This window comes from Sphingomonas sp., from assembly GCF_029239295.1.
Taxonomy (GTDB): Bacteria; Pseudomonadota; Alphaproteobacteria; order Sphingomonadales; family Sphingomonadaceae; genus Sphingomonas.
In genome coordinates this window covers 227767-250316 of record NZ_JAQZBC010000001.1, presented here as the reverse complement: position 1 = coordinate 250316, position 22550 = coordinate 227767, and the positions used below count along the sequence as shown (strand labels likewise).

General features: G+C 64.6%; 23 protein-coding genes. 14 read left to right on the top strand and 9 right to left on the bottom strand.

Annotated features, from left to right (window positions below; genetic code table 11):
- Positions 1 to 38: 38 nt before the first annotated feature.
- On the bottom strand, positions 39 to 2426 hold the full coding sequence (locus K0S66_RS01240; RefSeq protein ID WP_301073253.1) for a TonB-dependent receptor: 2388 nt from the start codon (positions 2424 to 2426) through the stop codon (positions 39 to 41).
- 202 nt (positions 2427 to 2628) lie between these two features.
- Here K0S66_RS01240 and K0S66_RS01235 point away from each other — a divergent pair, with 202 nt between their 5' ends.
- From K0S66_RS01235 to dcd, 7 genes are all read left to right on the top strand, one after another.
- Positions 2629 to 3840: a toxic anion resistance protein gene (locus K0S66_RS01235; RefSeq protein WP_301073252.1), complete on the top strand. Its 1212-nt coding sequence runs from the start codon at positions 2629 to 2631 to the stop codon at positions 3838 to 3840.
- The gene (locus K0S66_RS01230) at positions 3837 to 4565 is read left to right on the top strand and encodes a hypothetical protein (protein WP_301073251.1); all 729 of its coding nucleotides are present in this window, start codon (positions 3837 to 3839) and stop codon (positions 4563 to 4565) included. Before K0S66_RS01235 ends, K0S66_RS01230 begins: the two co-directional genes overlap by 4 nt.
- Before the next feature lie 91 nt (positions 4566 to 4656).
- A complete protein-coding gene (locus K0S66_RS01225) occupies positions 4657 to 5436 on the top strand; it encodes a tyrosine-protein phosphatase (protein WP_301073250.1) in 780 nt (259 codons plus the stop codon).
- A 135-nt stretch (positions 5437 to 5571) separates the two neighbouring features.
- Positions 5572 to 6156, top strand: coding sequence for a hypothetical protein (locus K0S66_RS01220; RefSeq protein ID WP_301073249.1), 585 nt, complete (start codon positions 5572 to 5574; stop codon positions 6154 to 6156).
- Between the two features lie 77 nt (positions 6157 to 6233).
- Positions 6234 to 6953: a response regulator gene (locus K0S66_RS01215; protein WP_301073340.1), complete on the top strand. Its 720-nt coding sequence runs from the start codon at positions 6234 to 6236 to the stop codon at positions 6951 to 6953.
- A 10-nt stretch (positions 6954 to 6963) separates the two neighbouring features.
- Positions 6964 to 8280: a HAMP domain-containing sensor histidine kinase gene (locus K0S66_RS01210; RefSeq protein WP_301073339.1), complete on the top strand. Its 1317-nt coding sequence runs from the start codon at positions 6964 to 6966 to the stop codon at positions 8278 to 8280.
- Positions 8281 to 8346: 66 nt separating this feature from the next.
- The gene (gene dcd / locus K0S66_RS01205) at positions 8347 to 8901 is read left to right on the top strand and encodes a dCTP deaminase (RefSeq protein WP_301073248.1); all 555 of its coding nucleotides are present in this window, start codon (positions 8347 to 8349) and stop codon (positions 8899 to 8901) included.
- A 124-nt stretch (positions 8902 to 9025) separates the two neighbouring features.
- On the opposite strand, the gene K0S66_RS01200 is transcribed toward dcd, so the two are convergent.
- The 5 genes from K0S66_RS01200 to K0S66_RS01180 all read right to left on the bottom strand — a co-directional run bounded on the left by K0S66_RS01200 (position 9026) and on the right by K0S66_RS01180 (position 12097).
- Positions 9026 to 9370 carry a tetratricopeptide repeat protein gene (locus K0S66_RS01200; protein WP_301073246.1) on the bottom strand — a complete coding sequence of 115 codons (345 nt, stop codon included), beginning with the start codon at positions 9368 to 9370 and terminating at the stop codon, positions 9026 to 9028.
- 194 nt (positions 9371 to 9564) lie between these two features.
- Complete coding sequence (locus tag K0S66_RS01195; protein WP_301073244.1) at positions 9565 to 9993, bottom strand: biopolymer transporter ExbD; 429 nt, start codon at positions 9991 to 9993, stop codon at positions 9565 to 9567.
- A gap of 23 nt (positions 9994 to 10016) precedes the next feature.
- Positions 10017 to 10502: a biopolymer transporter ExbD gene (locus K0S66_RS01190; RefSeq protein ID WP_301073243.1), complete on the bottom strand. Its 486-nt coding sequence runs from the start codon at positions 10500 to 10502 to the stop codon at positions 10017 to 10019.
- An 87-nt stretch (positions 10503 to 10589) separates the two neighbouring features.
- A complete protein-coding gene (locus K0S66_RS01185; protein WP_301073242.1) occupies positions 10590 to 11387 on the bottom strand; it encodes a MotA/TolQ/ExbB proton channel family protein in 798 nt (265 codons plus the stop codon).
- 44 nt (positions 11388 to 11431) lie between these two features.
- Positions 11432 to 12097, bottom strand: coding sequence for an energy transducer TonB (locus tag K0S66_RS01180; protein WP_046410683.1), 666 nt, complete (start codon positions 12095 to 12097; stop codon positions 11432 to 11434).
- 369 nt (positions 12098 to 12466) lie between these two features.
- On the opposite strand from K0S66_RS01180, the gene K0S66_RS01175 reads away from it, so the two are divergent.
- Positions 12467 to 13198: a hypothetical protein gene (locus K0S66_RS01175; protein WP_301073241.1), complete on the top strand. Its 732-nt coding sequence runs from the start codon at positions 12467 to 12469 to the stop codon at positions 13196 to 13198.
- Positions 13199 to 13218: 20 nt separating this feature from the next.
- On the opposite strand, the gene K0S66_RS01170 is transcribed toward K0S66_RS01175, so the two are convergent.
- Complete coding sequence (locus K0S66_RS01170; protein ID WP_301073240.1) at positions 13219 to 13590, bottom strand: dihydroneopterin aldolase; 372 nt, start codon at positions 13588 to 13590, stop codon at positions 13219 to 13221.
- A gap of 104 nt (positions 13591 to 13694) precedes the next feature.
- On the opposite strand from K0S66_RS01170, the gene K0S66_RS01165 reads away from it, so the two are divergent.
- From K0S66_RS01165 to K0S66_RS01150, 4 genes are all read left to right on the top strand, one after another.
- Positions 13695 to 14201 (top strand): N-acetyltransferase, encoded by a 507-nt coding sequence (locus K0S66_RS01165; protein WP_301073239.1) that lies wholly within the window; start codon positions 13695 to 13697, stop codon positions 14199 to 14201.
- Between the two features lie 63 nt (positions 14202 to 14264).
- A complete protein-coding gene (locus K0S66_RS01160; protein ID WP_301073237.1) occupies positions 14265 to 14825 on the top strand; it encodes a DUF1285 domain-containing protein in 561 nt (186 codons plus the stop codon).
- Positions 14826 to 14866: 41 nt separating this feature from the next.
- A complete protein-coding gene (locus K0S66_RS01155; RefSeq protein WP_301073338.1) occupies positions 14867 to 15424 on the top strand; it encodes a CoA pyrophosphatase in 558 nt (185 codons plus the stop codon).
- Positions 15412 to 16602, top strand: a complete 1191-nt coding sequence (locus K0S66_RS01150; RefSeq protein ID WP_301073236.1) for a CCA tRNA nucleotidyltransferase — start codon at positions 15412 to 15414, stop codon at positions 16600 to 16602. The genes K0S66_RS01155 and K0S66_RS01150 overlap by 13 nt, the downstream gene beginning before the upstream one ends.
- On the opposite strand, the gene K0S66_RS01145 is transcribed toward K0S66_RS01150, so the two are convergent.
- Both K0S66_RS01145 and parC read right to left on the bottom strand, forming a co-directional pair.
- The gene (locus K0S66_RS01145; protein ID WP_301073235.1) at positions 16572 to 18263 is read right to left on the bottom strand and encodes an EAL domain-containing protein; all 1692 of its coding nucleotides are present in this window, start codon (positions 18261 to 18263) and stop codon (positions 16572 to 16574) included. The genes K0S66_RS01150 and K0S66_RS01145 overlap by 31 nt on opposite strands.
- Before the next feature lie 51 nt (positions 18264 to 18314).
- Entirely contained in the window at positions 18315 to 20570 is a 2256-nt protein-coding gene (gene parC / locus K0S66_RS01140) for a DNA topoisomerase IV subunit A (protein ID WP_301073234.1), read from the bottom strand.
- A gap of 314 nt (positions 20571 to 20884) precedes the next feature.
- On the opposite strand from parC, the gene K0S66_RS01135 reads away from it, so the two are divergent.
- Positions 20885 to 21634 (top strand): alpha/beta hydrolase, encoded by a 750-nt coding sequence (locus K0S66_RS01135; protein WP_301073233.1) that lies wholly within the window; start codon positions 20885 to 20887, stop codon positions 21632 to 21634.
- Positions 21635 to 21759: 125 nt separating this feature from the next.
- Entirely contained in the window at positions 21760 to 22539 is a 780-nt protein-coding gene (gene purC, locus K0S66_RS01130; RefSeq protein ID WP_301073232.1) for a phosphoribosylaminoimidazolesuccinocarboxamide synthase, read from the top strand.
- Positions 22540 to 22550: the final 11 nt, after the last annotated feature.

The following is a 22550-nucleotide window of genomic DNA, read 5'->3' as shown; positions in this document are numbered from 1 at the left end:
TGTCTTCCACCCGGCACAAATCACCGTTTCCGCGCCGTTTAGAATCGGCCGTACAGCTCGATACCATAGATACGTGGCTCGCCGGCAATATAGGTCGGCGTTCCGAACGTTGCACCAGTATTGCCCGCGTCGATCAGATAGCGTTCGTTGGTGAGGTTCCGTGCGAAGGCGCCGATGCGATAGCGTCCATCGGCGACTTCGACGCCGGCGCGCAAGTTGACGAGTGCGTAGCCATCCTGGCTGATCTCTTCGCGGTTAGGCAATTCAAAGAAGACCTTGCTCTGATAGCTGACCGACGGTGTCGCGTAGACGATGATGCCTTCGCGCAACGGCAGGCGCAGGCTAGCGCCGCCCGCCGCAATCACCTCCGGCTGGAGGCGAAAGCGGTTGCCCGCGAAGACGTTGGTGCCGCCGCCGGGCAGCGGCTTGTCGCTGATCCCGCCATCGATGTAGCCGAAACTGCCGAACACACTGAGGAACTCGGCAGGGCGCCAGGTGCCTTCCAGCTCGACACCCAGGTTGTTTGCGGTGCCGGCGCTCTGCGTCGTCACGCGACCGGTTGGATCGGTGACGCTGACCTGGAAATCGTCATAGGTCTGGTAGAACACCGACAGCGTTCCCGACAACGTTCGACTGCCTGCCTTGATGCCGGCTTCATAGTTCCACACCGCCTCCTCCGGCACGATCTGAAGTGCGGGGATCGCACCGGCCGGGTCGGCCGCAGAGCCGAGCTGAACCACGGGGGAGCGACGCCCCTTGCTAACGGTGGCGAAGAGGTTGAGATCGTCAGTCATGCGGAAGAGCGCATTCACGCGCGGCAGCACCGCTGCGAAACTCCGCTTCGCCTCGAACTTCGCGCCGCCCGTGCTGACCGTGCCGAGCAGGCTGGTGCGCACCCCAAGCGGGGCGAGCAGGACCGAGTTCGGCTGGATCGCGCTATAGCCGGACTGGCGATCCTCGATCAGCACGCGCGCGCCGGCGGTCAGTTCGAACGTGTCAGTGGGGATCCAGGTCGCGTCCGCGAACACTGAATAGGTGTCGTTATTGCCGTAGTTCGTGAATTCCGAGGCATAAGGCACGACCGTCGCAGCGCCGCGCGATAGGATCTGCGTGGCGCGGGCCGCCAGGATCGTACCGTTAGGTGCGATACAGTTGGTGCCGGTCGGCAGGCCGGCCGCGTTCAGCGCGGCGCGCACCTGGGCATAAGGCGCGGCGACGGAACAGGCGATATACGTCCCCTCCTCGGTCGAGAACGGCACGCGCTGGTAGCCATTTTCAAAGAAGGCGTTCCAGCCGAATGAAGCGCGGTAGCGTTCGCCGCTGAAGTTGAAACGGCCTTCGTGGCTCCACTGATCCCCCTTCGCATCCTCTGCAAACTCGAGATACCAGGCTGGGCCGCCATCCGCGTCGAACGTCTCCAGAGCGTTGAATTTGCGATAGCCGTTCACGGTGGTGAAGGTGACACCCGGCGCGATATCGACGTTGATCGTCAGGTTCGCGTCATAAACGTCGCGATCGAGGCCGAGCTTCCGCTTGCCGAGCACCTCTTGGCTGAGCGGCGAACCGGACAGTTCAGCATAGCCATAATCCCCGGTCTGCCCGCCGGTCGGGGCGAACACGCGGCTCTTGAACGCAGTGGCGGGGTTACGCTGACCATCATAGGTGAGGATGAGATCGGCGGTCACCGCATCGGATGGCGTCCAGCGGAGCGACCCGCGAATGCCGCGCTGGTCCTGGCTGTTCAGGTTGTCCTGATCGACGCGACCCTGGTTCTGATTGGGAACGTTCGGATCACCGGCGATGTTGCGGACATAACCGTCGCGATATTTGTAGGCAAAGGCGAGGCGAGCGGCGAGTGTATCGCTGCCGGCGTTGATGAAACCCGACACCTGGGTGCGATCATAATTGCCGTAGGTGGCCAGCACTTCGCCCGAGAAGCCGGGCTGCGGCTTGGCCGAGACGATGCTGACCGCGCCGATTGCGGCGGCGGTGCCGAACAGCGTCGCCTGCGGCCCCTTCACCACCTCCAGTCGCTCGAGATCGAAAAGATCCTGGTACGCACCGCGAGAGCGGCTGATGTCGACGCCATTGTAATAGAGCGTGACGCGCGCGCCCTGCTGCGAGGAGCCCGAATCCGAGGTGATACCGCGGATCACGAAGCCCGGGTTGTTCGCGCTCTGCTCCTGCACCCGCAGGCCAGGCACGAACAGCGCAACTTCGGACAGCGAATTGACACCGATCTCGCGCATCCGTTCTTGCGTGACGGCCGTCACGGCGAGTGGCACGTCCTCGATCCGCTGTTCCACCTTTTGCGCGGTGACCACAATGTCGCCCTCGTCGCCGGGCCCCTGCGCCTGCGCGAGCGCTGCCGTCGACGAACAGGCGAGCAGCGTCGCAACGACGCCGCCCGAAAAGGCGCGGTTCATGATGTTCCCCCGATTGTTTTGGCTGTGATGATGCGCCGCTAGAGCCGGGACGTGGCAACTTCGTTACCGTACCGTGCCAATCGGAAGACAGGGAGCAAATCGCACGCCCTTTGCGCGTGGTTGCCCAGCGTCTTATATGACTGGTACACTTGAACGAAGCACCGTCAGCCGCCATCGTGGAGGCTGACGCTGGAGGATGTAGATGGCGACCACCCCTGAAACGATCACCGCGACGGAACCGGCGCTGAAGCTGACGCCGCCCGATCCGGTGCCCACCGTGACGGCGGAAAAAGCCGCCGGGCTTGTCCCGGTCGAGGAAGGCGTGAAATCAAAGCTGGAGGAGCGCGCGGAATATGCCGTTCAGCAGCTGATGGAGCGGGATGCGAACAGCCCGGAATTCGGCAAGGTGGTTGATGCGATCACCAACATGGGCGCGAAAGAAATCCGGGACGCGGCAGGCCAATCCAACCGCTTCCTCGATCGACCGGTCCGCGCGATGGATCAGGAAACCGGGGTAGGCAAGGATCTGGCGCAGCTGCGCCGCGTCGTCGAGGACCTCGATCCTGGCAAGAAGGGCAACCTGACAGCGCCGCAGAAGCTGTTCGGGCTGATCCCCTTTGGCAACAAGGCGCGCAATTATTTCGACAGCTACAAATCCAGCCAGACGCACATCGCCTCGATCCTGAAGAGCCTCGCTTCCGGCAAGGACGAGTTGCTGATGGACAATGCCTCGATCGATACGGAGCGGGCGAACTTGTGGACTGCGATGGGCAAGCTGGAGCAGATGATCCAGATGTCCCGGATGTTGGACCAGAAGCTGGAGGACAAGGCCAACGAGCTGGACGCGACCGATCCCGCCAAGGCGAAGGCGATCCGCGAAACAGCGCTGTTCTACGCCCGCCAGCGCACGCAGGATCTGCTGACGCAAATGGCGGTCACGGTGCAGGGCTATCTCGCGCTCGACCTGGTGAAGAAGAACAATGTCGAGCTGATCAAGGGCGTCGATCGCGCCTCCACGACCACGGTGGCAGCATTGCGCACGGCGGTGACGGTGGCGCAGGCGATGACCAACCAGAAGCTGGTTCTGGAACAGATCACGCAGCTGAACACGACGACGGCGAACATCATCGATTCGACTGGCAAGCTGCTGCGCTCCAACACGGCGCGCATCCACGAGCAGGCGGCAAGCTCCGCCATCCCGCTAGAAACGCTGCAGCGCGCCTTCCAGAATATCTATGAGACCATGGACGCGATCGACACCTTCAAGCTGAAGGCGCTGGATTCGATGAAGACCACTGTCGACACGCTGTCGGGCGAGGTCGAGAAGTCGCGCGGCTATATCGCCCGGGCAGAGGGAGCGGCGCAGAACCGTGTCGGCTCCTCGTCCGAGACGTTCAAGCTGGAGGCGCTGTGATCTCGCACGAGACGGATCAGGCCCTGTCAAACGCGCGCGGCACGCTGGATCGCGTGCGGCTGCAGTCGTTCGACACGATGCCCGGCACGCGCGCCGTCAGTCGCCGTCCCCGTGGGCGGCGAAGCGTGGCGAAGCGGGTCGCGGCGATCGGCGTGGCGAACGCTGCGATCCTGTTTGCCGCCGCGATCATCGGCATTGCGATCATGCCGCTGGGCCTTTTTGGCGCCCTTGCCGTGTTGATGATGATGGCCGCCGTGACGCTCGCGATCGCCTTCGCGCCCGGGCCGCGCCCGGTGACGCATGAGAAGCTCGCGCGTAGCGACCTCAAGGCACTGCCAATGCAGACGACGCGCTGGCTGGATGCGCAGCGGCCCGCCCTGCCCGCACCCGCGGTGCAGATCGCGGACCGCATCGGCCTTCGGCTCGACACCCTGGGCAAGCAGCTACAGACCGTCGGTGATGAGACGCCGGCGGGCGCCGACATTCGCCGGCTGGTCGGCGAACAGCTTCCCGATTTCGTGCGCGACTATCAGCGTGTGCCGCCTGAACTTCGCGGCACCGAACGCAACGGCAAGACGCCGGACCGGCAGCTGATCGAAGGTCTGGAGCTAATCGAGCGGGAGATCGGCCAGATGAGCGAGGAGCTTGCCCGGGGTGATCTCGACTCGCTCGAAACGCGCGGGCGCTTTCTTGAGATGAAGTACAAGGATGGCGACCCCGCCTGAGTGCCGTCACGTGCGGCGGTGACCTTCAGCGGTTAAGCCATCCTCATTAAACGACGCGACATTGTCATCGAAATGCGATACCCGAGCGCTCATGAATGAACGCGTCCGTAGCTTCGAAGGCATCCACAATTTCCGCGACTATGGTGGCTATGCCGCCAGCGGCGGACGGTTGAAAAGCGGCCTGTTGTGGCGTTCCGGCCAGCACGGCGCCGCTACCCCCGAGGACCTGGCGGGCGTGGCGCAGATCGGGCTGGCCACGGTGATTGACCTTCGCGGCGACAGTGAGCGGCAGTTGATGCCGTGCCTGCGGCCAGATCCGTTCGAAGCGATGGTCCTGTTCGCGCCTGGCGAAACCGCCGGCTCCGAACTGGCGCCGCATGAGGAAGCCGGGCGTGGGATCGCATCCGCGGCCGAGGCGAAAGCGGCGATGACGCGGCTCTACGTCAACATGCCGTATCGTGAAGTGCTCGTCCGGTCCCTCACGCTGTATTTCGAAGCGCTGGCCAGCCGCGACGGACCCAGCCTGCTGCATTGCCTGGCCGGGAAGGATCGCACGGGGCTGGCAGCGGCACTGCTCCATCGTCTGCTCGGCGTTCATGAAGATGACGTCATGGACGATTATCTGCTGACCAACGTCGCCGGCAATCAGGAGCGGCGCATTGCCGCGGCGGGCGACTCGATTCGCGAGCGATATGGCGATCAAATCACCGACGAGGCGATCGTCACGCTGATGGGGGTGGACGCGGACTACCTCCATGCCGCTTCTCGATCGATCGAGGAGCGTCACGGCTCGGTCGAACGCTATGCCGAAGCGGTGCTTGGTGTTGATGCATCCCGCCGTGATGCGCTGCGTGAGCGGCTGATCACTTAACAGGGCATCTCGAGCTTAGCGGCGACATTTTGCGACACATTTGAGGCGTCCTGACAAACACGCGCGACAATCGATCCTCATATCGGTCTCATGAAGGGAAGCAGCAGCTTCTTCTGAAGAAGGACCTTTAAACCGATGAAACGCTTTATCTTTGCAGCCGCCCTCGCCGGCACCGCCATCTCCGGGGTCGCCGTCGCGCAGAACGCCGCCCCTGCCCCGCAGCGCGACGTCGCCGCGGCCGACACCAACCGCGTAACCACGCGCGCCGAGGCACTGGCAGCGGCCGATGCCCGCTTCGACCGGCTGGACTCCGACAAAAACGGCAAGCTTACCGCTGGCGAACATCGCGGACGCCGGGGCGGGGCTCAAGTCGAAATGACTCGCGAGCAGTTCCGCGAGCGTGCGGCCCAGCGCTTCGATCGCGTCGATACCAACAAGGATGGCCGGATCGACGCTGCCGAGCGCAAGGCGATGCGGGACCAGTGGAAGGGCAAGCGCGGCGGCCGCCATGGTGGCGGTGGCATGGGCATGATGATGGGCGCGGACGCCAACCGTGACGGCATCCTGACCAAGGCGGAGGCTCTCGCAGCGACGGGCGCCATGTTCGACCGTATCGACACCAACAAGGACGGTCGGATCGACGCTGCCGAGCGCCAGGCCGCCCGTGGTGCGATGAAGGCGCGCGGTGCGCCGAGCGGCGAGGCCCGCCCGGTCCGCTGATCCATGAACCAGGGCCGGGCGACACTTACGTCACCCGGCCCTTCCCGGCGGAGCATGACATGCTAGATGCCGACACCATGGTCGATACGCCCCACCTGCTGCTCGTCGACGACGAGCGTTCTATCCGCGAGCCGCTTGCGCAATATTTGACCAAACAGGGATTTCGCGTGACTCAGGTCGGCGATGCGGAGGCGGCGCGCGTCCGGCTTAGCGCCTATGCGATCGACCTCGTCATCCTCGACATCATGATGCCGGGGGAAGACGGGCTCAGCCTGTGCCGCCACATCCGCGCGACCAGCGACATCCCGGTCATTCTTCTCACCGCGAAGAGCGAGGAAACCGACCGCATCGTCGGCCTGGAAATGGGCGCCGACGATTACATGGTAAAGCCGTTTTCGCCGCGCGAACTCGCCGCCCGGATCAAGGTGGTGCTGCGGCGTCTGCAAGCCGGCGGCGCGCGCCAGCATGCGCCCGAGGCAGGCGCCTATGCCTTCGCCGATTGGATTCTGAAGACCGGTGAGCGCACCCTTGTCGATCGGGAGGGCGTGGCGGTGCCGCTATCCACCGGCGAGTATAATTTGCTTCACGCGCTGGTCACCCGGCCACGCCAGGTGCTGACCCGCGATCAGCTGCTTGATCTGACGCAGGGGCGCGAGGCCGCAGCCTTTGACCGCGCGATCGACAATCAGGTCAGTCGTTTGCGCAAGAAGATCGAACTGGATCCCCGCAACCCGCAACTGATCAAGACGGTTTGGGGCGGCGGCTATACGCTAGCGGCGGAAGTGACCCGGCTGTGAGCAGCCGGTGATCGTTCGCTTTCCCCGCAACCTGTCAGGCCAGCTCGCCCTCCTTCTGGCGCTTGCGCTGTTCGCGGCGCAGGCGATTAACCTGGCTGTGATCCTGCGTGAGCGCGCCGCGTTCAAGATCGCCCAGGCGACCAGGCCGGCGGCAGTACGCCTCGCCGACGCGCTCGACCATGTCGTCGATCGCCGGCTGTCGCCCGACCGCGGACGCGTGCGCCATCGGCTCACCAATCCCATTCCTGCCGGTCTCGAACGCTTGCCCAAGGTGGGCGAGGAGCTGCGCGAACAGCTGGTGGAACTCGGCGTTTCTCCCGGACGGATCGACACCGGCATCCGTCCGCGTGAATCGCGCCCCGAACGGGCGGCGCGCCGCCACGTCGGGCGGCCCACGGACACGCTGATGTTCGCCGTTCAGCAGCGCGATGGCACCTGGATCACCACCAACGCGCCGTGGCCACGGCACGACAACCGCATCTTCTGGGCGCTGTTTGGCCAGACGCTGATCATCTACATCCTCATCCTGCTCCCGGTGCTGTGGATCGCGCGCCGGATTTCACGCCCGCTGCGCGCGCTGGCGATTGCGGCCGGATCGTTCACACCACGCGGGGAGCTGTCCCCCATTCCCGTCGAAGGGCCAAGCGACGTCCGCGACCTGATCGTCGCCTTCAACGGCCTGACCCAGCGTGTCACCGGGATGCTGGATGAAAAGGACCGGATGCTCGGCGCAATCGGGCACGATCTGCGCACCCCCCTTGCCGCGCTGCGCGTACGGATCGAATCGGTCGAGGACGATCAGGACCGCACCCGCATGGCCGCGACGATCGAGGAGATGAGTCGCACCCTCGACGACATCCTGTCGCTCGCCCGCTTGGGACGGCCAAGCGAAGCGGTGACCGAGGTGGATCTTGCAGCCCTGGTGGATGCGGTGGTGGAGGATTTCCGCGACCTGGGCGCTGACGTGGCGTTCGACGACGTCGCCCGGCTGCGTATGCGCCTGCGTCCTACCTTGTTCCGCCGCGCTGTGCGAAACCTGATCGAGAATGCGATCAAATACGCGGGGTCGGTGGAGGTTGCGATCAGCGCTAACGATCGGTCGGTCGCGGTATCCGTCGCTGATCGCGGCCCCGGCGTGCCCGAGGATAAGCTGTCCGCTGTATTCGACCCGTTCACTCGCCTGGAGGGCTCCCGCAACAGGGACACCGGCGGCATCGGCCTTGGTCTCGCGCTGGCCCGAGCGATCGTTCACGATGCTGGCGGCGAGATCACGCTCGCCAACCGTGCCGGGGGCGGCCTGATCGCAACGATTACGCTTCCACGCTAACTGTCACACGCCGGGGCTTGTCACCGACTTCGTGGGAGGCGAAGAGCGCGGCAAGGGAGCTGCCGCATGTCCATTCTGTCCGACCGTTGGATCCGAGAACAGGCGCTGGAACACGGCATGATCGAGCCGTTCGTCGAGGCGCAGCGCCGCGATGGCTGCATTAGCTACGGGCTCAGTTCCTATGGGTATGACGCCCGCGTTGCCGACGATTTCAAGATCTTCACCAATGTCGATTCGGCAACCGTCGACCCGAAGGATTTTGCCGCCAACAGCTTCGTTGATCGCAAGACCGACGTGTGCATCATTCCGCCCAACAGTTTCGCGCTTGCCCGAACGATCGAGTATTTCCGCGTTCCCCGCGACGTGCTGGTCATCTGTCTTGGCAAATCGACCTATGCTCGCTGTGGTATCATCGTGAACGTCACGCCGCTGGAGCCGGGATGGGAGGGGCATGTGACGCTGGAATTTTCCAACACCACCCCCCTTCCCGCGAAGATCTACGCCAATGAAGGCGCGTGCCAGTTTCTGTTCCTGAAGGGGAACGAACCGTGCGAGGTCAGCTACGCCGACCGGGCAGGAAAATATATGGGCCAGCGCGGAGTTACGCTGCCGCGGCTGTAGTCCGCACGTAGGAATCGCCAGCGCGTCCCCGCATTGATGCCGAAGAGGATGGTATGCGGCGGCCGGCGCCGCGAAAGGCGCGCTGGCAGCCTCAACGTACCCAAACCTCTAAGCAGCCGCGTGGTTACCTGACAGCCAGCGCCGCCGGTGCGAGGCTGCGTAGCCCCCGGAGTGCGACCTCGTGCGAAGTCTCGATCCCGCCGCCCGGAAGCGCCATCTCCACAGCGTCCGACGCCAGCGCGGCGCGATAGAGAATGGCCGCCTCTGATACCCTGCCGGTGCGCGCATAAACGGTGCCGAGGTTGATCATCAGCTCGGGTCGGCCCGGGAAGATGCGCCGCTCATTGAGCAGCACTCTCTCAGCCGCATCATAATTGCGAGCTTCAATCGCCTTGAAGCCGGTGCGGTCCCGCGCCAGCGCGGGGGTAGCGAGGCAACTCGCTAGAGCAAGGACGTACACAACACGCATCGCACCCTCTCCCGATAACCGTCGCGCCAGATTGCTTCGTTACGGTTTTGTGACACGTACATGTCACTTTCGAGACATGGGTACAAGTGGGGATGACGGAGCGGGTGGTCTGCGCTTCCTGAACGCATCTTCAGACACAAAAAAAGGGCGGCCTCGATGAGGCCGCCCCGTTGCGTTCTTGAAAACCGTAGTGATCAGAATTCGCGGTAGTACTGCTCGTTGCCGATGAAGCCGAGCTTCGTCACGTTCGACCGCTTGATCACCGCCAGCGTTTGATCGACCGTGTCGTAGCGAACCGTCGGATCCGGCTGGAAGTGCAGCTCCGGCTCCGGGTTCATCGCTGCTGCTACGTCGAGATACTGACGCAGACGCACCTGATCGACAGGCGATCCGTTCCAGCTGACGGTGCCGTCGGTCGCGATGGTGATCTTGTTCTTCTGCGGATCGACCGGGGGCCGAGTCGCATTCGGATCATTCACCGGCAGATCGACCTTCACCGCGTGGGTCTGGATCGGGATGGTGATGATGAACATGATGAGGAGAACGAGCATGACGTCGATCAACGGCGTCGTGTTCATCTCCATCATCGGCTCGCCATCGTCCTTGCCGCCACTCATTGCCATATCGATTACTCCTGGTGGCTTGCTTACAGACGCTCGGTGCCAGTGCCCGGCGGCGGCTCGGAAATGAAGCCGACGCGCGCAAAGCCCGCCATCTGCATGTTGTAGATCGCGCCTGCCACGCACTTCCACGGCACGTTGACGTCACCGCGTACGTGCGCTTCCGGCAGTTCGAGACCGGGGGCGTTCACGCCACCCTGCCGTTCGATCTCAGCCTTCAGCTTGGCCACGGCGCGATCCAGCAGCTCCTCGTGAGTCACCGGGGTCATGCCCCAGTAAACGGCACAGGCACCATCAGGCTTGGTCGTGATCGAGAGGGAAACGTTCTCGGGCTTGGTGGTGGTCGGGTCGAAGCGTACGCTCGGCAGCTTCACCGGAACCGATTGGATCACGACCGGCACCGCGATCAGGAAGATGATGAGGAGCACCAGCATAACGTCCACGAGAGGCGTCGTGTTGATGTCCGACATCGGGGTTTCTGCGGCGGAGTCTCCACCAGCGCTCATCGCCATAAGTCAGGCTATCCTATGTCTTCATTCCCACCGGTTATCCGGTCGGGAAAGGTGGCGGGGCCGCCGGCTGGCGACCCCGCTTTCCCATTACGAGCGGGTCTGCACGCCACCGGTCTGACCGGCAGTGGTGGTCGCAGCCGGCTTCGCCGCAACCGGCTTGGCCGCACCAGCGAACGCCGGACGAACGGCACCGTTCGACGCGAGGTAGCCGAGCACGTCGTTCGAGAAGGCCGACAGCTCTTCTGCGATCGACTTGTTACGACGCTGCAGCCAGTTGTAGCCGAGCACCGCCGGAACGGCGACCGCGAGACCCAGTGCGGTCATGATGAGTGCCTCACCAACCGGGCCGGCGACGGCGTCGATCGATGCCTGACCAGCTGCACCGATCTTGATCAGTGCGCGGTAGATGCCGATCACGGTACCGAACAGGCCGATGAACGGTGCGGTCGCACCGACGGTGGCGAGGAACGCCAGACCGGTGCCCAGACGCGAGTTGACCATCGCTTCCGAGCGAGCGAGCGAGCCGTGCAGCCAGTCATGGGCTTCGACCGGATCGGTCAGCTTCGAGTGCTGCTCCTGAGCCTGCAGGCCGTCGTCGACGATCTGCTTGTAGGCCGAGTTCTTCTCCAGCTTCGCCGAACCTTCGCGCAGCGAGGTCGTCTGCCAGAACGAGGCACGGACGCGCTTCGCCTGGTTGATGATCTTCTGCTGCTCGAAGAGCTTGGTGAACATGATGTAGAACGAGACGACCGACATCAGCACCAGGATGCCGAAGGTGCTCTGGGCGATGATACCGCCCTGCTCAAGCGCGGCGGCGAGGCCGTACGGGTTTTCGCCGCCGTGGTCTGCCGCACCTGCGGCAGCAGCGAAGATGGTGGTGATCATTCGATTAGTTTCCCTCTGAAAAGCGCGATTCTATTAAGGCTGGATCAATCCCGTGGCAGCTTCCAGACCACGCGGCGCGTCTGCGTCGTCGCGATCGGATTGCCCGCTGCGTCCGTGGCCGGCGTATACCGGGCCCGACGGGTCAGCGCGCGGCATGCCGCCTGGTCTAGCGCATTCGAGCCGCTCGACTCGGTGGTGACGCAATTCTCCACGCGACCTTGGGCGTTGATCGTCCACTTAATCACGGTCGTGCCTTCTTCTTCGGCACGAATCGAGCTTGGCGGATAATCGTCCGTGGTGATCCAGTCCGCAGGATTACCCTTCGCACCGGCAGCCTTGCTGACCACCGGCGGCGCGGGAGGCGCTGGCGGCGGGGGTGCAGGCGGCGCAACCGGCGTCGGTACATAGACCGGCGGCGGTGTCGGCACGGTGGCGATCGTCACCGGCGGTGCCGGAGTCGTCACGATGGGCGGCGGCGCCACGACGGGCGGCGGCGTCATCGGAACGTCAGGCGGCGGCGGTGGCGGCTCGTCCGGCGGCGGGGGCGGTGGTTCCTCAACGTCAAACGTATTCAGCTTCTCCGACACCTTTTTCACGTATTGGAACGCGAGGCCGGTGACGAAGGCGTAGCCGAGAGCAGCATGGATGAGCGCCACGATGACGATCGCGACGACCTTGCTCCCGCTCATCTTCTGGTCAGAGTAGGCCATTCAGCAAAAGCACTCCCTAATCCCTATGGCCCGAGGGGGCCGGGCGGCCTGCCGCGGCTTCCGCAAGGCGGAAAATGGGCGTGCCGATCCGTTGGCAAGGGCTAAACGGTACCCTTGCACCGACTGACTCCTAACTTGCGCCTTAACGACACGCAAACGCTTTGTCGGACGCAACAAACGTACAATCGTCCTGCGGCAGATTTATTTCTGTATCATAGGGAGGGGATCGATTAACCGAAGCGCATGGTCACCCGAACGATTAGTGCCTCAGCGCTTGGTCTCGCGCTTCTCGCCGCCGTCCCCATCAGCGCCGCCGCGCAGCAGCCTGCAGCTCAAGCCTACGGGGCGCCAGCCGTGTCTTATACCGAAATGGCCGATCTTCTGATCGGCAGCCCGCTCGTGCTCGACGCCACGATCGCTTCTGCCGTGCGGATCAAAGGCGCCGAGGCGGCAAATGTTCCGCCGGGCTTTATGCGCTTTTATATCGAAGCAGACGTTACCGCGCTGATCCGTGGTCCGGGAGCGATCCCGCCGCGCGTCGGCTATGTCCTAGACGCGCGGGTAGGACCGGATGGCCGCGCACCAAAGTATCGCAAGGCCCGCGTGATCCTGTTCGCGCGTCCCGTTCCTGGTGATGCCACGCAGATCCAGCTGACCGGCCCCGATTCTCAGCAGGCATGGAGCCCGGAGCTCGATTCCCTTACCCGCCGAATCAGCCGGGAGCTGGTTGCGCCCGACGCGCCGCCCGTGGTGACAGGTATCGGCAACGCCTTCCATGTCACTGGCTCCCTCCCCGGCGAGGGGGAAACGCAGGTCTTCCTGACGACGCAGGACAATCGCCCGGTGTCGCTCAGCATCCTGCGTCGGCCCGGCGAGCAGCCGCGCTGGGCGGTTGCGCTATCGGAGATCGTCGACGATGCCGCTGGCCCGCCGCAGCGCGACACGCTGCTTTGGTATCGCCTCGCCTGCGGGCTGCCCCGCGCCCTTCCTGCGCGTAGCACCCAGGCACTGGAGCCTGCCGACGCCGAGATTGCTCAGGCGGACTATCGTTTCGTGCTGCAACAGCTGGGTCCGTGCGTCCGCGGCCCGGCGGCGTACTGATCGCCAGGGTAACCGTCGCCTCAGCGACGATGGCGAACCAGGGTGATCCCAATCGATTCGCCATCCTCTGCGATGGCGAGCTTCACGATCTTGATCTTGACCCGCCGAACGCGAGCGTCCTGCAGGAACAGCGTTTCGGCGATGTGGTCCGCAACGCCTTCGATCAGCGTGAAGTGAACGCCCGGCGGAAGGGCCGCAGTTGCCGCATGCTTCAGGTCGAGATAGTTTTTCGACGCGGTGAGCGGCGTATCGGGCGCGAATCGGGCCGGCGCATCAAGCATCACCGTCATCGAGATCCGCAGCGGTTGAGGCAGGTGCGTTTCCTCTGAATAGACGCCGGTGAGCACCGGCACTTCCAGATCGTGCACCTCGAGTTCGAGCATGTCTTCCACGTCGCGCGCTTAGCGCCACGCGCCCGTCGACGCCATGCCCGCTTGCGTTCAGGGCGACTATCGATAGAGCGCCCGTCCCTTATTATACGAGGCAGGAGATGCCGGTGATCGAGTTGATCGGGCTGGAGCAGATTGATGGACGAGCGGTGGAGCAGTTGCTCGACCGCGCGTTCGGCACGGACCGACACACGCGCACCGCCTATCGCCTGCGCGAGGGTGTTGCCGCGCTCACAGGACCCAGCCTCGCCGCGATGGAGAACGGCAGCCTGATCGGCACGATCCAGCTCTGGCCGGCATTGTTCCACGGCGACGACGGGCGGCGAATACCACTCGTCCTCGTCGGCCCGGTCGCGGTGGTGCCGGAACGTCAGGGATCGGGCGTCGGCCGGACGCTGGTGGAGCAGGCACTCGCGCGCGTTCCGGAGGCGTCGCTGATGCTGATCGGCGATCCCGAATATTACGGCCGGTTCTTCGGCTTCACCGCGGATCGGACAGCTGGCTGGCGACTTCCCGGCCCCGTCGAACGACACCGCCTGCTGGCGCGCGGCGACGGCGTGCCCGATGGGCCGGGCGAAATCAGGCCCGCCGACGCCACTTCGGACCAGATCTGAGAGGATCGGCCGGCGCGGTCCGCCGACCTTTACCCGGGCGGCCCCCTCACCTACCTGTTGACCATGCCAATGGCACCACCTCCCGCGTTTGACACGCTCACCATTGCCGATATCGCCCGTCTGGCAGAAGAAGACCGCCTGCCGCCGGTCGATCGCTGGCATCCCGATCATTGCGGCCCCAGCGACATGCGGATCGCGCGCGATGGCACCTGGTATCACCAAGGATCGCCCATCGGCCGACCCGCCATGGTACGGGCGTTCAGCCGTATCTTGCGGCGCGAGCCTGACGGCAGCTATGTTCTTGTCACTCCGGTAGAAAAGCTGGACATCGAGGTTGAGGACGCGCCGTTCGTCGCGGTCGAATTGAAAGCCGAAGGTACAGGCCAGGATAGCCAGCTCGCCTTTCGCCTGAACACGGGGGAAACGGTGACGGCGTCGGCCGAACACCCGCTGCGGTTCGAGGAACGCGCTGACGGCCCGCACCCCTATGTTCATGTGCGCGGCGGACTGGAAGCGCTGATCACGCGCCCAGTCTATTACGAGCTGGCCGAGCGCGCGCTGGCTGATGACAGCGACTCGCCCGGCCTGTGGAGTGGGGGAAGCTTTTTCCCGATTGCCCCGTGACCTTGCTGGTAGAGCGCCTTAGCCAGGCGCTGACCGAAGGGATGGCGCAGCAGACGATCCTGCTGGCCGGCGATCACGGCGATCTCGCCCGCATTGCCGAAGGTAGCATGAAGCCAGCGGCCGTGTTGGTGCCGGTCACTGATCGGCCACGCCCAGGGGTGATCCTGACGCAGCGAACCGACACCTTGCGCCACCACGCCGGCCAGGTGGCGTTCCCGGGCGGGCGTCTCGATCCGGGTGAAGACGCGGTGGCCGCCGCCTTGCGCGAGGCAGAGGAGGAGATCGCCTTGGCGCCCTCCGCGGTCAGGATTGTGGGGGAAGCAGATCGCTATCGCACCGTCACCGGCTACACCGTCACCCCCGTGGTCGGCGTAGTGCCACCCGATCTCACGCTTCGGCCATCCGAAGCGGAAGTGGCCAAGGTGTTCGAGGTGCCGCTCGACTATCTGCTCGACACCGCCAATCACATCGAGGCCCGGTCCCAGTGGCAGGGCCAGGAACGACGCTATTACGAGATCATGTGGGACAATCATCGCATTTGGGGCGCAACGGCAGCCATGATCGTGAACCTGGGCCGGCGGCTGAAATGGAGCCTGTGACGCTGCCGAATGGCGGCTGGCGTGATCGCCCCGGCCTCGAAACATTGGTGACCGCGCTGGATGCGACGCATGGCGGGGCACGCTATGTCGGGGGTGCCGTACGTGACACGCTGCTCGGCCTTCCCGTCTCTGACATCGATCTCGCCACCCGGTTCGCGCCAAAAGACGTGATCGCGCGCCTCGAAGGTGCCGGGATCAAGGCGGTGCCGACAGGCCTCGCGCATGGCACGATCACCGCGGTATCGTCCGGAACGGTGGTTGAGGTGACGACGCTGCGTCGCGATGTCTCCACCGACGGGCGCCATGCGACCGTCGCCTTCACCGATGACTGGCAGGAGGATGCAGCACGGCGAGATTTCACGATCAACGCGCTTTTCGCCGATCCGGTGCACGGCACCGTGTACGACTGGTTTGGCGGGCTGGAGGATCTGCGCGAGGGCCGTGTCCGCTTCATCGGCGATCCATTCCGCCGGATCGCCGAGGATCACCTCCGCATCCTGCGTTTCTTCCGCTTTCACGCGCGCTTCGGCAGGGTCATCGATCCGGCGGGTCTGGACGCTTGCACCGTGCGGGCGAACGATTTGATGGCGCTGTCGCGGGAGCGGATCGCGGCCGAGGTGCTGAAGCTGCTCGTCGCGCCGCGTGCCGTCCCTGTCGTTGCGCTGATGGTGGAACACGGCATCTTCCGCCCCGTGCTGCCAGAGATTGAGGATGTCGCCGCGCTGGCGGCGCTCGCGGATCGAGAAACCGCAGCTGGCATTGCACCGGACCCCATCCGCCGATTGGCCGCCCTGATCACACCTGCTGCGGCCGAGGCTGTTGGCGCCCGGCTGCGACTGTCGAATGTCGATCGCAAGCGGCTGGAGGCGGCGGGTGGCCCAATTGGCGACGAGGGGCCGCGGCCATTGGCCTTTCGCATCGGCATCGAAAGCGCGATCGATCGCCTGTTACTGGCGGGTCAACCGTTGGACGAGCTGGCTGATTGGTCGCCGCCGCGCTTGCCGATTTCCGGCGGGGCGCTGGTGGCGCGCGGCATGGCTAAGGGGCCTGACGTGGCGCGCGCGCTCCGTCAGATCGAGGAACGGTGGATAGCGGAGGGCTTCCCGGATGCCGCCCGCACCGACCAGATCGCGCAGGACGTCTTAGATCAATTGTTGCAGCGAAGCAGCAGCGCGTAGGCTTCCTCGGCAGGCAACGGCGGGGAGAAAACATACCCCTGCCCGTAGGTGCATCCGAGGGCGGCGAGCGTCTGACTGACGTCGCGGCTCTCTACACCCTCGGCAATAGTTTCCATGTTAAGCGTGGTCGCTAGGCTCAGGATCGCGCGCACGATGGCTATCTTGTCACGGTCGGCCATCATGCCGGTCACGAAGCTGCGATCGATCTTCAGGACGTCGATCGGCAGCCGCTGCAGATAGGCGAGATTTGAATAGCCGGTGCCGAAATCGTCCATTGCGATAGAGGCGCCAGTATCCTTCAGCGCGCGGAGGATCGCCGCATTGCGATCGGGGTCAGCGATCAACGCGCTTTCGGTAAGCTCAAGCTTCAACCGGTCCCCGTCGAGCGCGTGCCGAGCTAACGCTTCTTGCACCACCGGAGGCAAATGGTCGCGCTGTAGCTGAATAGGCGAAATGTTGACCGCTATCTGGACACCGCAGTTCCCTCCGGCGCGCTCGTCCCATTCTGCCAGCGTGCGCAGCGCACCGTCGATCGCCCATCGGCCGAGCGGCACGATCAGTCCCGTTTCCTCCGCCACCGGGATGAAGTCCGACGGCGCGACGACGGAGCCCTCGTCGGTGGTCCACCGTGCGAGCGCCTCGAACGCGACAACGCGCCCGTTCGCCAGGTCACAGACCGGTTGATAATGAAGCGTCAGCTGTTCGGCGTCGATCGCGCGGCGCAATGCCGTCTCCATCGCGAACTGCACCCGCGCGCGGTCCAGCGCATGCGTTTCATAGGCTTCCGCCTGGCCGGTTTCCTGGGACTTACGCACCGCGAACTGGGCGTGCCGGATCACGTCTTCAGCGTCCTGCCCAGGGTCGTTAGCGAACGCCACGCCGATCGCGCAGGTTACGCGAATCTCGAAATCACTAAGGCGGAACGGCGTCGCGAGAACGTCGCGTATCCGGCGCACCGCCTGCTCCGCCTCATCACGACCCTGGTCCAGCGTCAGAAGGACGCCAAACTCGTCCCCGCCGATCCTACCAAGCACATCGGTGGCGCGAAGCGAGCCCTTGATCCGGCGTGCCACCGTCATCAGCAATTCATCGCCCGCCATGCTTCCCAGGCAACTGTTCACCCGCCCGAAGCGGTCGAGATCGATGACAAGCACAGCGCAGTCGAGCGTTCCGGCGCTGATGCATTCTTCCAATCGATCCCCGAATCCCTCGCGGTTCGGAAGTCCGGTCAGACTGTCGGTCGTCATCTCGCGCCGCAAGGAGGCCTCGGTGCGCATCTCCGCGGTCTGATCGAGCAAGGTCAGCAGGCACTGCGGTGCCCCTTCGGCACTGATCCTCGCGAGGGTCACGTCGAAATGACGCTGTTCGACGGAGCTGCCGAGGGAAAGCGAAAGGCGTTCACGCACCTCCTCACCCTCGAGAAACGCAATGATGCGTTGGCTCAGCTCCCCCAGCGGCTCGGCAAATCGCCTCGATTCGGCGGTGCCAAGCCCTAGCCGGCGGAACATGGCATTGGGCAGCTGGAACGCGAGCTTGCCCCCTTCCAGCCGCGCCACCACCGCCGCGATCGGCAGCAGTTCAAGCGCCCCTTCGGCAGCAGTTCGCCCCGGCAGGCCCTGATGGGGCTCACGAGCTACGGGGAGGACAGCGGAGAAGGGCATTGCTTCACCGCTAGCTTCGGCATCTTAAGTTTCGCTAAATTCGAGAGGATTTCAGGTGAAGCGGTTGTCGCGCGGGAAGCCGGTCGGCGGCATCCGCCCGGCGGCGCCACGCGCCGCGCGCCACGGCGACACGTCCGTCTCGGTCCGGGTCCGCCCCGTCTCGCCGCCCATCGCCCAGCTGATACCTTCGGCGAAGCGGAAGGTGATCGTGTCGCTCAGCCCGCCGTCACGATAGCGTTGCAGCTGCGCGCCCTGCCCACGTGTCATCTCGGGCAGCTCGCTCAGCGGGAAGACCACCAGCTTGCGATTGTCACCAATCGCCGCGACGTAATCGTCTTCCTTGCCGACGGGGCGAACGACCAGCAGCTTCGCGCCCGGCCGCGGCGTCACCACGGTCTTGCCCTTGCGCGTTTCCGCCAGCACCTCGTTCACCGGCACGACGAAGCCGCGACCGTCGCTGGCGGCCACCAGCAGTTTTCCGTCGCGCTCGGCCTTCAGCAGCCGGACGATGCCCACGTCGCCGTCGAGGTCGATCGTCGCGCGAACGGGTTCGCCAAAGCCGCGCCCACCCGGCAGCTTGTCCGCCGCCAGCGTATAAAAACGCCCGTTTTCGGCGGCGAGCAGCAGCTTGTCCGTCGTTTGCGCGTGAAAGGCGAAGGCGGGGCCATCGCCTTCCTTGAACTTCAGCGTCTCGGCCGATGCCAGATCGACATGGCCCTTGAGCGCCCGCACCCAGCCGCGCTGCGACAGGATGACGGTGATTGGCTCACGCTCGATCATCGCTTCCAGCGGGATCTCGCGCGCCGGCGCTGCTTCCTCGATGGTGGTGCGGCGCTTGCCGAGCGGGGTCTCGCGGCCATAGCGATCGCGGATCTTTTCCAGATCCTTTTTCATCCGCGTGCGCTGCCGGGCGTCGGATCCGAGCAGGAGCTGAAGGCTCGCCTGCTCCTTCTCCAGCGCCGCCTGCTCGCGCTTCAGCTCCATCTCCTCCAGCTTGCGCAAACTGCGCAGCCGCATGTTGAGGATCGCTTCGGCCTGCCGATCGGTCAGGTCGAATTCGGCGATCATCACTGGCTTGGGCTCATCCTCGTTCCGGATGATCTCGATCACCCGATCGAGATTAAGGAACGCGATGATGTAGCCCTTCACCAGCTCAAGCCGGTCGGCGATCTTGCTCAGCCGGTGTTCCGTGCGCCGGCGCAGGACAATGAACTGGTGCTCGACCCATGCGGTCAGTGCTTCGGCCAGGCTCATGACACGCGGGGTGCGGCGCGCGTCCAGTACGTTCAGGTTCAACGGGATACGCGTTTCCAGGTCGGACATGCGATAAAGCCCGTCCATCAGCACCTGCGGGTCGACGGTGCGGCTGCGCGGTTCCAGCACCAAGCGGATTTCCGCATCCGATTCGTCGCGCACGTCGGTCAGGATCGGGAGCTTCTTGTCGTTCACCAACCCGGCGATCTGCTCGATCAGCTTGCCCTTCTGAACCCCATAGGGAATCTCGCTGACGACGATCTGCCAGCTGCCGCCCTTCTCCTTCTCCACGCTCCAGCGGCATCGCACGCGAAAGGCGCCGCGCCCGGTGGCATAGGCCTCGCGAATGATCGCCGGCGCATCGACCAGCAGGCCGCCCGTGGGGAAGTCGGGGCCCTGGACGAACGCGAGCGGATCGGCTGGGGGATCATCGATCAGCGCGATGGCAGCGTCGAGTAGCTCGGCCGCATTGTGCGGCGGGATCGATGTCGCCATGCCGACTGCGATACCGCTCGCGCCGTTCGCCAGCAGGTTGGGGAACAGACCGGGGAACAACTCCGGCTCCTGCTCCTCGCCATTATAGGTCGGCCGGAACGCGACGGCATCCTCGTCCAGCCCGTCCATCAGGTCGATCGCGACCTGCGTCAGGCGCGCTTCGGTGTAACGGTAGGCAGCGGCATTATCGCCGTCGATGTTGCCGAAATTGCCCTGACCGTCGACGAGCGGATAACGCAGCGCGAAATCCTGCGCGAGACGCACCATCGCATCGTAGACCGACTGATCGCCGTGCGGGTGGTACTTGCCGATCACGTCGCCAACCACGCGCGCGCACTTCTTATAGCCCTGGGTCGGATCGAGCCGCAGCAGGCGCATTGCCCAAAGCAGCCGGCGGTGAACCGGCTTCAGCCCATCGCGCACATCGGGGAGCGATCGGGCGGTAATCGTCGACAGCGCGTAGACGAGGTACCGTTCGGACAAGGCGGAATCGAACGGCGCATCGAACACGCCCACAGGCGGATTATCGGGGGGTAGCGCGGTCGCATCGGTCGGCATGAGCGGCGTGCTAGCAGGCGAGAGCCTTGTTCCACAACCGTTCCGCTGGATCTGTGTCGACGACATCTATGCCGATCACCCGCGCCATGCGACAGACGCCCCCCATGCAATGCTTTCCGATCATGCCGCGACGCGTCCTCCATTCTCTCCTGCCGCTTGCCTGTGGGCTGCTCGCCACGCCATGGTCGGCGCACGCCATGCCATCATCATCCGACACTAATGCATCGTCATCCTTTCGGCCGCTCGGCTGGGATGATCTAACCCGCCGCCCCCGGCCGTCCGCCGACGCCACCGTTTCGTATGGCGACGACAACATGCAGAAAGTGGACGTCTGGCTCCCCGCCGGCCCCGGCCCACACCCGGTGGTCGTCATGGTGCACGGCGGATGCTGGCAGACGTCGATCGCGGATCGCACGGTGATGGACTGGGCCGCCGGAGATCTGCGCGACTCCGGCATCGCCGTCTGGAACATCGACTACCGCGGCGTCGACCGGAAGGGTGGCGGCTATCCGGGCACCTTTGCCGATGCTGCTGCTGCGGCGGACCTGCTGCTGACGGAATCGACGCGCTTCAAACTGGACACGTCTCGGATTGTTGCGCTCGGCCATTCCGCCGGTGGACATCTGGCGCTGTGGCTCGCGGGCCGCTCGCGATTACCACGATTGAGCGCGCTGTACGTGCGCCAGCCGCTGCCGATCCGCCATGTCATCAGCCTAGGCGGCCTCCCCGATCTGGAAGCGACCGCTGCCAGCCCCGATAACGGCTGCGGTACGAAGGTTATCGAACGGCTGGTCGGCAGCGATCGTGGCGATCCGTTCGCAGACACCTCAGTTCCGCGGCTGTTCCCGCTGGGCATCGCGCAGACACTGATCAACGGACGTGAGGATCGCATCATCCCCTATCGGATGGCGACCGACTATGTTGCCCGGGCACAGGCAGCGGGTGATCGAGCCGATCTCATCACGATACCCGATACGGGTCATGTCGAACTGGTGACACCGGGCACGTCAGCATGGACCGCCACCCGCTCTGCCATTCGCGCTGCGTTGGGTATGCCCGACTGAGGCTCAACGGGCGGGGAGCATCCGATTGCACCCCGCCGCCCCTTCCCCTATACGCCTCGCCATTCCCGCCCCGGCCGCGTCGCTACCGTCGCGTCGCCGGGGCTGTCCATTTCAGGGGTGATGCGATGGCGCGGCGCCGGCAGATTTACGAAGGCAAGGCGAAGATCCTCTACGAGGGTCCGGAACCAGGCACCTTGATCCAGTATTTCAAGGATGATGCCACTGCCTTCAATGCCCAGAAGAAGGGCACGATCAACGGCAAGGGTGTGCTCAACAACCGGATTTCCGAGCATATTTTCACGCTGCTCGGCAATATCGGCGTTCCGACGCACTTTATTCGTCGTCTCAACATGCGCGAGCAGTTGATCCGGCAGGTCGAGATCGTTCCGATCGAGGTGATCGTCCGAAACGTCGCCGCCGGCTCGCTGAGCAAGCGGCTCGGGATCGAGGAAGGCACACAGCTGCCGCGCACCATCCTGGAATATTGCTTCAAGGACGATGCGCTCGGTGATCCGATGATCTCCGACGAACATATCGCGGCATTCGGCTGGGCCAGCCAGGAAGAGATGCACGACATCGCTGACCTGGCGATCCGCGTGAACGACTTCCTCTCCGGCCTGTTCGGCGCAGTCGGCATCCGCCTGGTGGACTTCAAGCTGGAGTTCGGCCGGGTTTGGGACAATGACTATAGCCGCATCATCCTGGCAGACGAGATCAGCCCGGACGGCTGCCGCCTGTGGGACATGGTCACCAACGAGAAGCTCGATAAGGATCGCTTCCGCCGCGACCTCGGCGGCGAGGTAGAGGCCTATCAGGAGGTCGCACGCCGCCTTGGCTTGCTGCCGGAGGGTGGTGAGACGGCCGTGCTCGACATGGCCGAACACCGCGAGCGCCGGGGCAAGTAGGCCCCGGCTCG